Consider the following 11,950-nt stretch of genomic DNA (forward strand, 5'->3'; position numbering starts at 1 on the left):
TGATATTCACACTGAATACGGAATCTAGTCATGCTATATGCTGAGGTGCATTGTTTAGCAAGCTAACAACGTTGTGACAAAAATACCACTCTCCCCGCTGTGGCTTGCGTTGTAAATAAACAACGAAAGCCTTTTATGAAAAATCAACAGCCCCTAAAATCTGAAGTTTGCTATGTCAAAAAATCTCGCTACACTGATTGGTTTCAGTGCAATTTTGCAGTGGTCATCCATCGTAGGTTTACTGAAAAAAATCAGTTTTAGTATGGGCGCAGATTTAGCAGTACTACTTATGTATAGCTTAAGCACATGTATTTTATTGCTCTTCTTTAAAATTCCAAATTTAAAACTTATTTCAAAGAAATATTTAATCTTTTCAACTTTGCTCTTTGTGATTTATGAGTTGTGTTTTTCTTATGCAATCGCTCTAGCACAAACGGCTCAACAAGCGATCGAAGTCAGTTTAGTAAATTATCTTTGGCCTGGCTTAACGGTTGCCATGTTGATTCTATTTAAAGAAATCAAATTTAATATTTTTGTTGTGGTTGGTTTAGCTATTAGTTTAAGTGGCATTGTCATGATTCAAGCTGGACAAGGCGCTTTAAACTGGACAAATATTTTATCCAATATTCAAGCCAATCCAACCAGCTATATTCTTGCTTTCCTTGGTGCATCGTTGTGGGCGTTATATTGTGTTATTACCAAAAAATACAGTGATGGACACAATCCGATTTCATTCTTTTTTGTGGCGATCAGTTGTGTACTATGGGCAAAATATTTATGGTCACATGAATTTAGCTTTAATGTAATCCAGCATTTTGAACTGTCTACCTTTGCGCTGTTAGCGATGGTGTCTTTTGTGATGGCAATGGGTTATGCTGCATGGAATATTGGAATTATCAAAGGCAATATTACTATTTTGGTGACCTTGTCTTATTTTAGTCCAGTCATTTCAACCGTGATTTCCATGACGATTTTACAAACCCGTTTACCTACAGAATTTTGGTATGGTGTGATTTTAGTGACAGCAGGTTCGCTGGTATGCTGGGTTTCAACCAACTGGCAACAACTTAAAGATAAATTCCTCGCAGTCCTTAATTAAAATATTTTTAAATTTTTTGATTTAATAATGCATACCCATTTGGCAGAACCAAATGGTTTATAAGATTATTTCTATAATTGGAAGAAAGTTTAATAAACTGACACCTAAGCTGAAAGATTTTATAAAAGATACTTAAAAGATTATAAGGCATTAAAAAAGCACCCGAAGGTGCAAAGCACAAAACATTAATAATTAAATAATATAGCGTTTACTTAAGCCCCACTCAGCGAGAATCCGACGGTACATGGTAGAAGAGCGGTCTGCTTCAAAGTGGGCTTCCATTGAAATATCTAATGGAAGTTCTTCAGGTTTTTGACTTTCGATCATGTCCTGATCTTCTGCAAAAATCTGAGCGTTGAAATCATAAACCGCCTGTAAATCTCCTGTTGTGTCGAAGTTACGTGTGAGTGGGACAAATAAACGGGTTTTGTTAGATGAAACAGGACAACATGCATTTAAAATTTTTAATACACCTTGTCGTGGAAATTCAACTTTTAACACCGCCGAAAATGGTGGATAAACATCAAAAATACGTTTCCACAAAAATCCTTCTGGTGCTAAATGTTGTAAGCCATGTGGATAATTACTCACACCGCTGACATATTCAGTGTGTAAACCATAATATGTTCGTTCAGTGGTGTATTTAGGAACGATCGGATTATTTGCATCTGCAAAAGATTGGTGATGCACCCATGCAAAATGTGCAACATCAATAAAACCTTCCAGTTGACGACCACTAGAGCCTGCAATATCAACAAATGGAGGCAATATTGCCTGATGCTCTGGATCATCCCATGTATCTAAAACAGGAAAATTTGCTAGCTGTTCATCACGGCTAAATAAACTGGTCCAGACCAAACCATACTTTAAAACCACAGGAAATTTTGTCAGGCTAAAACGCTCAGAAATTTTACTGAGTTCGGGCTGTGCTGGAATCTTGGTACATTGTCCTTTGGTGTTGTAATGCAAGCCATGATATGGGCAAATAATCTCCTCACCCTCTACCCAGCCTTTGGTTAACGGTACGCCACGGTGCGGACAAATATCTCGAACCAATTGAATTGCACCACTTTCTGTTTGGTAGAGTGCCATTTTCACATCTAACAACTGCACTTGTTGAGGTTGCATTGAAACATCTTGAATACGTGCCACTGGATACCAGTGTTGAGCAAGTATCTCCCAGTCTTTAGGTTCAAATGTACTACATTGCGGTTGGCTAAATAGTTGAAGAACTGGAATGGCGTTCATACTAAACTCACAAATTTTATATTTAACTTCATTAACCTATGCCATGATGCAGTACTGAATTTCAGTTAAGTGCTTAAGGCATACTTTAAAATTACAAATTTAGTTAAATTCTGTCTATTAGAAAGTTTAATGTCGATCATTCTAAAAATTAGAACACATTGAAAGAATATTATTTTTATTTTAGAACGAAAAATTGGCATAGAAATCGCTTAGCTTTTCACTGACCTTGTTATTTGCTTAACTGAAAGAATGAGCAAAATGTCATCCGTATCACCATGGACAGCGTTATATGCCAATAAATATGACTTTTTCTCGATTCTCTGATTATTTTATCGCTGTTGCAAAAACAGGGAGTTTAAGAAAAGCTGCGGATCAGCTGTATATTTCTGTTTCTGCAATACACCGTCAAATTGCTTTAGCTGAAGAAGAATTTGGAATCGATCTATTTGAACGCTTACCCAATGGCTTAAAGCTCACCCTTGCTGGAGAATTACTCTATGCAGATTTAATCAAATGGCAGAAAGAATTCCAACTTACCCGTAATCGTTTTGATGAAATACAAGGGCTTTCACGCGGAACCATTGACTGTGGGCTGATTACTGCGCTCAGTGATGGTTTTGTTCTCGATTCTATTCAATATATGTATGAGAACTATCCTTGGATCAATTTTAACTTTCATATTCAAGACAGTGAAAAAGTTTCAAATATGATTATGGACGCTGAGATTGATTTTGGCATTTTGTTGAATCCTAAAGGACATCACCAACTTGAGGTTTTAGCATTTGTTGAAATTCCAATCGGGTTTGTTTTACCTAAAGATCATCCACTCACTAAAACTGAAAAAATCCATTTATCAGATACCTTAAATGATCAACATTTAATTCCAAGTGCACCATTAATCATTCAGGATTATGTGCAAACACTGTATAAACATTATCAACTTGTACCGCAACACCAGTTAGAATGTAATGACATCCGAATGATAATGTCATTAATTCAGAAAAATTTAGGTATAGGTTTACTTTCTTATATCGATGCCTATCCTTATTTAGAACGAGATGAACTTTGCTTTAAACCAATTCGTGAAAAAGGTTTGTACCCACTAACACTAGCCTTATGTGTTGCACCAAAGCGACAGCTTTCTCGTGTTTCACAAGTCATGATTAAGCATTTGATTGAACAAATAGAGCGATTTAAGCTCAAATTGATTGATTATCAATAAGCGCTGTAGGGGATGAATCTGATATACATTTTCTTATAAGATACGCAGCAGTCTGAAGCACATCTTGTCGCATATTGAAGTTAACGTCCTTGTCAGCACTCAATAAAAGTTGATAAACATCTAAGATGTCATTAATCCAAATCAACTTTGAATTAAACCGATATAACCATATATCAATCCAAAGGATTACCGACAATATTATTAATAATGCCACGCATGATATGAGGACCTTGTTCGCGACGCAAATCTGCATACCATTCTTTGGTTACAGTCTCATCTTTCATATGCGTGACATCACAACGTTTTCGCGCGCGCAATACCAATTCATTGGCACGCTCATTGCGTTTATTTTGATAACGTTTTAATGCATCTTCTAAACCTAAAGTATTGATCTGCAATGCTCTTGCCAAATAGATCGCATCCTCCATGGCTTGACAACCTCCTTGACCAATATCAGGAGTGGTACTGTGTGCAGCATCGCCCATGATCACTACACGCCCTTTATAAAATTGGGTAAAAGGTTCAATATCATGAATTTCTACACGATTGGTGGTTTCTACATCTATTGCCTCAATTAGGTTTTGTACAGGGGCACACCAATGCTGAAAATATTGCTTAAATAAAGTTTTATATTGGCTTTTGTTATTGTCTAAACCTACAGGCAATGGAACATCAAAGAAAAAGTAAAAGCGATTTTCAGCAATCGGCATCAACGAAACTCGTTTTCCATCACCAACAAATGTTGTCCATTGATCTGCTTGTGCCAATTGATCAGAAATTTCAACCAAACCATTCCAGTTGACATATCCCGCATAGCGTCGTTCAACCTGCTCACCCAAAACATACTGGCGTGTCAAGGAATGTGTGCCATCAGCACCAATCACCAGTGCTGTAGTAATTTCAGTTCCATCTGCAAATGTAACCTGAACATGTTGATCGATTTGTTTTAACGCCACCATTTTTTTTCCAAGGTGAATATCGTCTCGACCAAATTCATCCATCAACATATTTTGTAAATCTGCACGCGAGACTGGATACGGACGTTGTCCAACCTCTTCAATTAATGGCAATAAACTAAATTGCGTCATTTTATCGCCAGTTAAACCATCGAAATAGGCCAAATGATCCATTTGACCACCAAGTTTGGCAATTTGTTCCGTTAAGCCCAAGTAATTTAAGCACTTCACACCATTTGACCATAACGAAATTGCTGCACCTACAGCCCTGATCTGCTCAGTTTGTTCGTAGATGGTGACCGTATGACCGAATTTTTTTAGTGCAATACCAGCGGTTAGTCCTCCCATACCTGCACCAATAATTGTAATCTCCATCTATTTCTCCTCTGATTGTTTTCTCGCACTGTTGCCTAAAATGCTAAAAACGTGCCATTTATATAAAAATCCATACATTTTCAGAGAAGAATTGGCATAGGCTGTGCATGATAAGTGTCATAAGATATTGTTTTTATGAGTGCTTATAAAATATTTGTCACTGATAACAACGCTTCTATTAATGTGAATAGTAATATGAATGGTAAATAAATATGGCAACTTTACTTGCACCAAGTTTTGAACTTCCTGCACATTTACAGCGATATACAAATTTGGCAGATCCCCGAATTGGGGCAAAAGTACTTGAATGTTCAGATGATTTTTTTGCTGAGGCTTCACGAATGTTGCAATTCGATGCGCCTGTTTTTGTCGAAGATAAATTTGATGACCACGGTAAGTGGATGGATGGTTGGGAAACCCGCCGTAAGCGTCATTCAGGTTATGATTGGGCAATTATTGAATTGGGAGTTGCAGGTAAAATCAGTGCCTTTGACATAGATACTACTTTTTTTACCGGCAACTACCCTGCATCGGCTGCTATAGAGGCATGTTATGCACCAAATGGGAACCTGAATGATGCACTGTGGCACCCCATTTTAGCCAACTCTATACTTGGACCTAGCCAACATCATCTCTTCAATGTGAAAAGTGAAGATATTTTTACACATGTTCGATTAAATATTTTCCCAGATGGCGGCATTGCACGTTTTAGGGTTTATGGTGAAGTGAGTATTCAGATTCAAGACCAAACACAAACTTTAGATTTATTGGCATTGGAAAATGGTGGGCGGGTAATAGCTTATAGTGATGCCCATTTTGGGCATCCTCGTAATTTGATCAATCCAGGACGTGGAATCAATATGGGAGATGGCTGGGAAACAAAACGCCGTCGAACCCCTGGCTTTGATTGGTGTGTTTTAGCACTCGGCAAAAATGGTTTGATTAAAAAAATTGAAATCGATACTGCACATTTTAAAGGCAATTACCCTGCTCAAGTCTCCATTCAAGCCACTTATATTGAAAATGCGACAGACCCGCAATTAATTCCACAAAGTATGTTTTGGACGTATTTATTACATCCCCAAGATATGCAAATGGATCATATCCATCTATACATCGATGAAATTTTAAAACATGAAAAAATTTCTCATATCCGCGTCAACATGATTCCAGATGGGGGCATCAGTCGGATTCGTCTATGGGGGAAAATCATTGACTGATCTCATGAACTATATCCAAATTCAACCACTCAGCAAAGATGCTTTTGCACCTTTTGGTGACGTGATTTCCTGTGAAGGCAATGATTTTTTTCCGATCAATAATGCGCTAACCGAACGATATCACGCCTTAGCTTTAGCACAGACCAATACAGGACAAGTCGGTTTAAGTATTTTTCGGAATATTCAAAAAACAACTGTTCCCTGTACAATCAAAATGCTTGAACGCCATCCTCAAGGTTCACAAGCCTTTATTCCGATACATGGTCAATCTTTTTTAATTGTCGTTGCAGCACAACTTGACCAAAATACGCCTGATCTAGCGCACATTTATGCATTTATCAGTAATGGAAAACAAGCCATTAATTATCATAAAGGAACTTGGCATCATCCATTATTGACGCTCGAAGCACCGAGTGATTTTGTCGTGGTCGATCGTATTGGAGAAGGTCATAATTGTGATATCTTTCCATTCGAAGAAAATATTGTGTTAACTTTTTAATCATCGGCTTATTGCTAAACCATTGGGTTCAGTAATAAGCCAAAGTAACATAGATTTATGCGACACAAACGCTATAAAACCATAATTTAATTATCATAAAGACCAGTATCATCGATTCCTTTTCTCAGGCTTCAATGCATTTAAATCATTAAAAATGATACTTAATCAATGCACTGACATTATTTTCATCTTTGCCTGAGATCCCATATTTATTATTCCAAACCGAATATTCAACACCTAAATATAATTTAGTATTGGGTGAAATATGTTTGCCCGCATTCCATTTCCATTGTGTGGTCCAGTTTAACTCACTGGCATGGTCATCTTCAGCAGTTGACCAATCCAGAAAACCATCAATCAAGAAATCTTCAGATGCAATTGTAAATGGCACACCAAAAACGAAAGTCAATTGATAGTCATCATCTGTATTTTTATAATTATCCGCCTTATAAAAATTTAATTGGGCATATTGAAAATATGGAATCGCCAAATCCACACCGATCCCATATAAGTAATTATTAAAACCTTCTCCACCTTCCCAAGTAGTTGCAATCAAAACATCTTTAATAGGACCAACCTCTAACTTTCGCCCTGAAATCGCCCCTAAGCTCAAGCGTGGTGAAACTTCAAAATAAGTTTCATTACCTGAAACGTCATTATTGGTGCGGTCAGCAAATGCAAAAAAATCACCATATTTCAATTTTGCCGCATATTCAAAAGTAATCGTAGACTGGTCATCTTCTCGAGCTATCAATTCATAGTTTTTACCATATAGCCCTGTAATACTAAAATCTTGCCAGATTGGAGCAGCTTGAGTGCCAAGTGCGGTACATAGCAAAGTTGTGAACGCAGCAAACTGTGTCAATTTCATTTTATAAATTCCCCACAAGAAACAAAGATAAACACCGCAATAGATAAGCAAAAACAAAGCCAATATTTTTATAATTGGTAAAAAATATATAAAAAAGCTCAAATAAATGAGCTTTAAGTCCTTGATAAAATGTATTTTATACTTTAGCTTCCCCGATAAGTGGAGTACGCAAAAGGACTGATTAATAAAGGAATATGATAATGCTGGTTAATGTCATTTATAGAAAAGTAAATCACGACTTTAGGAAAAAAAGTATCTAAATCAAAGCGATTAAAATAATCAGCAGTATAAAATACTAAATGATATTGCCCCGTTTGTATCTCACTTAAATTAAAATCTGCAACACGCCCGTCATTATTCGTTTTAGACTCAGCAATCAGTTGCTCTTGTGCATCAAATAATTTGATCACAACATCTATTGCAGGTTTTCCCAAATGTGTATCTAAAATATGGCTACTAATCATCGGATTTCCTTTATGACTCAAATTCTAATGTTCAGACAATGCCTGAGTTAAACGTAAAATTGCGATTTCACTCAACTGCTGTTTCACGATGCGTTGTTCTGTTTCAACATCATTCAACAAACGGTATTTCAATGCCTGTAAGATTTCATTGTGATCCAAACCTAAAGCACGAATCAAAAACAGAAATCCAAACTTTTTTTCATAGGACAAATTGCCTTTTAATAAAGCATCTTCTACTTCGCTGCTGTGTTTTATTGCAGATTGTTCACGATTGGAAAATTCATGTTCTTGTTCAGTCAGATTCGCTTTAGCCTTTTTTTCACCAATTCGAGGATGATTGTTTAACGCTGTTAAAATCTCATCCCAAGTCCAAGATAATGCCTGTTTTTTGGCATAATCCAAAAGGTCGTCTAAACTTGTAAATGGACGCATAGAGACAATATCTTGTGTCCAACGTGGAATCTGTACACAATGATTAAGCATTGCTTGAGCTTGTTGTTCTGAAATTTGATTAAATTCATTTAAATTCACAAGTTATACCTATCATTCAAAACGACTAAAGATTGAAGCGCTTTTTTAAAGCTTTTCTGCTCATTTTTAACATTGCGTTGATGCCTCTTGCGCTGAATGGTATTTAAACCAATGTTCTGCAATATCTCCACGCCGACAGACCCAAACCTTGTCATGTGACTGAACATAATCCAAAAAACGTTGGAGTGCTTTAAAACGTCCCGGGCGCCCTAATATACGGCAATGCATGCCGATCGAAAGCATTTTTGGCGCTGTTTCGCCTTCCGTATAAAGCACATCAAATGCATCTTTGAGATATTGATAAAACTGTTCTCCGCTATTAAAACCTGCTGGTGCACAGAATTTCATATCATTACTTTCTAAGGTATAAGGAATAATTAGATGAGGTCGGCTTTCGCCATGTGCATTGGTTAAACTCGTCCAAAATGGCAAATCATCGCCATAATAATCACAGTCATATTTAATCTGCGGAAATTCGGTCAATAATTGCCGTGTGTTGGGGCTATCTCGACCTGTATACCAACCGATTGGGGCTTGTCCAAATAATGCTTCAATCACACTGATCGCTTGATCCATATGTTGACGTTCTGTGTCTATATCGACATTTTGGTAGTTGAGCCATCGTTGCCCATGTGAAACCACATCATAATTGGCATTTTTGATCGCATTGACAATATAGGGATTGCGCGCCAATGCCATCCCGACTCCAAATATGGTCATGGGTAACTTTCGTTTTTGAAATTCATGATGAATGCGCCAAAAACCTGCCCGAGAACCATACTCGTACATTGAATCCATAGACATATGTTTATCTGGAAAGCTTGCAGCACCGACAATATCGGACAGGAACTGTTCAGAGCCAGCATCCCCATGTTCAATATGGTTTTCAGCGCCTTCTTCGTAGTTCAATACAAACTGTACTGCCAGTCGAGCTTGGTTGGGCCATTCCACTTTAGGAACTGAACCGTGATAGCCAATCAAATCCCGTGAATAAGAAGCATTTTGAATTTGATCAATAAGTGCTTGACCACGTAAATAAGTTTTATTCACTGCAACTGCCTTAAACTTTTTCAATCATCATTTTTTAGTGTGAATGATTAAGCAGTTTTTATGCCAATTTCCGTGATGCGCTATTGTATGGGTTGAGAACTTAACTGCAAATGCTTTTTATCTCCACTAAAAATATATTGGTGTTTCCCAACTTGAAAACTGTAATTGCTCTGCTGATTTTCAGCCAATTGATTCGGTACCATTTTTGAGTTATTTTCAGTGAATTCTTTGACTAAAAATTGATAAATTTTCTCAGCCATTTGTGGATCTAATAATTTATTCACGATTCTATTTTGAAGATATTGATCTAAGCGCTGAGTAAATATTTCAATTAAATCTTTATCACCTGAATTAAAAATAGTTTTAAATTCATTCAATGTAGCAACATGCTTATCGAGTATTTTTAATCCTGTTGTTTGTATGGCATTCACTTCAAATTGATCTGTACGCTCAAAAACTGCATTTAGACTTTTTTCAACATCTGTAAAATTTGGATCCTGATCAGAATATTGCCGATAAATCTCGTCAAAAAGCTGCTGATATGTATATGAAATCGAAGCATAATCAGACAATCTAAAATATTGCTTTTGGTTTAAATACACTAAATCATCTGAACATTTCTTTCCACATTGTGCTTTCTGTTGTTTGCTTATTGCATTTGTTTGAAGATACTGCTTATAAAGATGATCGGCATCATCGAGGTATTGTGGATTGTGCGTCCATTTGTATTTCACCAAACTTGCTTCGCCTGCGGCAAGATAAGTTTCATATCTCACCACTTTTCTATCCTTAGCTAAGTTTTTCTCCCATAAATCACGATATTGGTTCAAGATCTTAACGCCAGCAATGGTAAAGTCAGAAGCAGCTAAGGCACAATTTTTATTGTCTAGATAACCTAAAAAATCAGAAACAAAAATAACATCCATCTGATAAACATCTATTTTTTCTGAGTTATCACTTTTTAAAAATTCACCCAACACTTTAAGAGGCAAATAATCAATTCCCTTACATTGTGTTTGCAGTGGTTGGGCAAGTTGAGTTAAATCCGCCTTTAAGGTCACAATATCTGCATATGTGGACAGCGATATACCACCCAGTAATCCTAATAAAGCTATTTTTCTCATCATAGATTTCATGATGTTCTTCTCATATTTTATTTGTAAATAAAAAACTCGGCATTGCCTAATTGATTATTGAGTAAATCATAGCGAAATTCACGCATCAATGTTAAGCTCAATGCTTGCTTGTGTGCCATCATGATTTTTAACAGTTGTAGAAACTGACCGTGACTAAAGACCAGCAAATGTTGATCGGTGTAATGCGATTTAAGTGCATCTAAATGTTGCATAAAATCTGTCACGCGGTGATAAAAATTGGCAAAAGATTCAGCATCATCACTTGTGATTAGATTAACATCGGCACGACTCCAATAGTCATCTACCCATGGTTTACGTTCTTCTAAAGTGGTGTTTCTACAACGTCGATCTGATAAATATGAAAATTCTTGAATATTCAAAACTTCAGGCGTAATTTGATCCCGAAGTAAAACAGGTTCGGCAGTCAGTCGTGTTCGCAAAAAAGGTGAAATATAGATTTGCTTGGCTTTTGGTAGAGTATTCGCCAGATTTTGAGCCTGTTGATGTCCATATTCTGTCAAAGGAATACTGGCATGCGATTCTACTCTTCCATTAACGTTTCCTAAGCTTTGCGCATGGCGAATTAAATAAATACTCATTTAAACTTTGCTCTACTTTGTTTTATTATAAAAAGTACTTCATATTTTTTGATGTTCAGCATTTAAGCAAAAACATTCAATCAATGTTTTAAAAATAACGCTTTCTCGACCGCTCTACGGTTGACTAAACCTTGTACAGTTTTTCCACCTGCTTTAATCCATACATCGAATTGCTGAGCTGCACCAAGATATTCCAATGCATTTAATCGTTTCAATAAAGTCGAATTTTGAAAAGCATTGATTCCAATGTTATACGCCAATGATACCAATGCATCAAATTGATTTTGACTCAATGGCACTTGAACAGCACGACTCACGGCTTGTTCAAAGCGTTTCAGGTCAAATTGCATATAGCTTTTAGCTTGTTCAATGCTACATTGATCACCATATTGAACAGCTTTTCCATTCGGATAACGGGTTGTGCCATAACCAATTGTAATTACACCGACTCCATCATCATAAGCTTTCAACTTTAAGCCCTCAAAGCTACAAATCAGATCAACACTTTTGGAACTTATCCGAGTGATTTTATCTTGGGCAAAACCAATCACATTGGTATCAGAATCAAAAGCAATACCGATATTTGAATTAGAGTAATCAGCCTTAGGTTTATTCGATTTATGCTGTGTTTTGTTAAATAAGACTTGAAACCATTTGGACCAAAAGTGAGACATGGAGAA

13 protein-coding genes are annotated in these 11,950 nt (G+C 36.6%); 4 read left to right on the forward strand and 9 right to left on the reverse strand.

The annotated features are described in order from the left end of the window. Positions 1–172 precede the first annotated feature (172 nt). Positions 173–1,099: an aromatic amino acid DMT transporter YddG gene (gene yddG, locus ACINWC743_RS20935; RefSeq protein WP_009586867.1), complete on the forward strand. Its 927-nt coding sequence runs from the start codon at positions 173–175 to the stop codon at positions 1,097–1,099. A gap of 192 nt (positions 1,100–1,291) precedes the next feature. Here the strand turns inward: yddG and ACINWC743_RS20940 are convergent, their stop codons facing one another. After that, a complete protein-coding gene (locus ACINWC743_RS20940; RefSeq protein ID WP_009586890.1) occupies positions 1,292–2,347 on the reverse strand; it encodes a Rieske 2Fe-2S domain-containing protein in 1,056 nt (351 codons plus the stop codon). A gap of 289 nt (positions 2,348–2,636) precedes the next feature. On the opposite strand from ACINWC743_RS20940, the gene ACINWC743_RS20945 reads away from it, so the two are divergent. After that, entirely contained in the window at positions 2,637–3,569 is a 933-nt protein-coding gene (locus ACINWC743_RS20945) for a LysR family transcriptional regulator (protein ID WP_004830702.1), read from the forward strand. Between the two features lie 173 nt (positions 3,570–3,742). On the opposite strand, the gene hpxO is transcribed toward ACINWC743_RS20945, so the two are convergent. Continuing rightward, positions 3,743–4,900, reverse strand: a complete 1,158-nt coding sequence (gene hpxO, locus ACINWC743_RS20950) for an FAD-dependent urate hydroxylase HpxO (RefSeq protein ID WP_009586874.1) — start codon at positions 4,898–4,900, stop codon at positions 3,743–3,745. 212 nt (positions 4,901–5,112) lie between these two features. Here hpxO and alc point away from each other — a divergent pair, with 212 nt between their 5' ends. Together alc and ACINWC743_RS20960 are read left to right on the forward strand one after the other, a co-directional pair. Continuing rightward, complete coding sequence (alc, locus tag ACINWC743_RS20955; RefSeq protein WP_009586863.1) at positions 5,113–6,120, forward strand: allantoicase; 1,008 nt, start codon at positions 5,113–5,115, stop codon at positions 6,118–6,120. A gap of 4 nt (positions 6,121–6,124) precedes the next feature. After that, on the forward strand, positions 6,125–6,619 hold the full coding sequence (locus ACINWC743_RS20960) for an ureidoglycolate lyase (RefSeq protein WP_009586935.1): 495 nt from the start codon (positions 6,125–6,127) through the stop codon (positions 6,617–6,619). A 148-nt stretch (positions 6,620–6,767) separates the two neighbouring features. Here the strand turns inward: ACINWC743_RS20960 and ACINWC743_RS20965 are convergent, their stop codons facing one another. The 7 genes from ACINWC743_RS20965 to ACINWC743_RS20995 form a co-directional block, all read right to left on the reverse strand. Then, entirely contained in the window at positions 6,768–7,490 is a 723-nt protein-coding gene (locus ACINWC743_RS20965; RefSeq protein WP_009586877.1) for an outer membrane protein OmpK, read from the reverse strand. A gap of 143 nt (positions 7,491–7,633) precedes the next feature. Next, positions 7,634–7,954, reverse strand: a complete 321-nt coding sequence (uraH, locus tag ACINWC743_RS20970) for a hydroxyisourate hydrolase (protein ID WP_009586892.1) — start codon at positions 7,952–7,954, stop codon at positions 7,634–7,636. A 24-nt stretch (positions 7,955–7,978) separates the two neighbouring features. After that, entirely contained in the window at positions 7,979–8,485 is a 507-nt protein-coding gene (gene uraD / locus ACINWC743_RS20975) for a 2-oxo-4-hydroxy-4-carboxy-5-ureidoimidazoline decarboxylase (RefSeq protein WP_009586896.1), read from the reverse strand. 66 nt (positions 8,486–8,551) lie between these two features. Next, on the reverse strand, positions 8,552–9,535 hold the full coding sequence (gene puuE, locus ACINWC743_RS20980) for an allantoinase PuuE (RefSeq protein WP_009586942.1): 984 nt from the start codon (positions 9,533–9,535) through the stop codon (positions 8,552–8,554). 80 nt (positions 9,536–9,615) lie between these two features. Then, complete coding sequence (locus ACINWC743_RS20985) at positions 9,616–10,671, reverse strand: hypothetical protein (protein WP_009586908.1); 1,056 nt, start codon at positions 10,669–10,671, stop codon at positions 9,616–9,618. Positions 10,672–10,688: 17 nt separating this feature from the next. Continuing rightward, positions 10,689–11,270 carry a histidine phosphatase family protein gene (locus ACINWC743_RS20990; protein ID WP_009586906.1) on the reverse strand — a complete coding sequence of 194 codons (582 nt, stop codon included), beginning with the start codon at positions 11,268–11,270 and terminating at the stop codon, positions 10,689–10,691. 80 nt (positions 11,271–11,350) lie between these two features. Continuing rightward, positions 11,351–11,944 carry a lysozyme gene (locus ACINWC743_RS20995; RefSeq protein ID WP_009586930.1) on the reverse strand — a complete coding sequence of 198 codons (594 nt, stop codon included), beginning with the start codon at positions 11,942–11,944 and terminating at the stop codon, positions 11,351–11,353. Positions 11,945–11,950 lie beyond the last annotated feature (6 nt).

The organism is Acinetobacter sp. WC-743 (genome assembly GCF_000335555.1).
GTDB lineage: Bacteria > Pseudomonadota > Gammaproteobacteria > Pseudomonadales > Moraxellaceae > Acinetobacter > Acinetobacter bereziniae.

Bases quoted from the DNA above. Each gene is read 5' to 3' on its own strand.
- ACINWC743_RS20965 (WP_009586877.1), bottom strand. From the start codon at position 7,490: ATGAAATTGACACAGTTTGCTGCGTTCACAACTTTGCTATGTACCGCA.
- ACINWC743_RS20960 (WP_009586935.1), top strand. From the start codon at position 6,125: ATGAACTATATCCAAATTCAACCACTCAGCAAAGATGCTTTTGCACCT.
- uraH (WP_009586892.1), bottom strand. From the start codon at position 7,954: ATGATTAGTAGCCATATTTTAGATACACATTTGGGAAAACCTGCAATA.
- ACINWC743_RS20990 (WP_009586906.1), bottom strand. From the start codon at position 11,270: ATGAGTATTTATTTAATTCGCCATGCGCAAAGCTTAGGAAACGTTAAT.
- ACINWC743_RS20995 (WP_009586930.1), bottom strand. From the start codon at position 11,944: ATGTCTCACTTTTGGTCCAAATGGTTTCAAGTCTTATTTAACAAAACA.
- ACINWC743_RS20985 (WP_009586908.1), bottom strand. From the start codon at position 10,671: ATGAAATCTATGATGAGAAAAATAGCTTTATTAGGATTACTGGGTGGT.
- yddG (WP_009586867.1), top strand. From the start codon at position 173: ATGTCAAAAAATCTCGCTACACTGATTGGTTTCAGTGCAATTTTGCAG.
- ACINWC743_RS20945 (WP_004830702.1), top strand. From the start codon at position 2,637: ATGCCAATAAATATGACTTTTTCTCGATTCTCTGATTATTTTATCGCT.
- hpxO (WP_009586874.1), bottom strand. From the start codon at position 4,900: ATGGAGATTACAATTATTGGTGCAGGTATGGGAGGACTAACCGCTGGT.
- ACINWC743_RS20940 (WP_009586890.1), bottom strand. From the start codon at position 2,347: ATGAACGCCATTCCAGTTCTTCAACTATTTAGCCAACCGCAATGTAGT.
- alc (WP_009586863.1), top strand. From the start codon at position 5,113: ATGGCAACTTTACTTGCACCAAGTTTTGAACTTCCTGCACATTTACAG.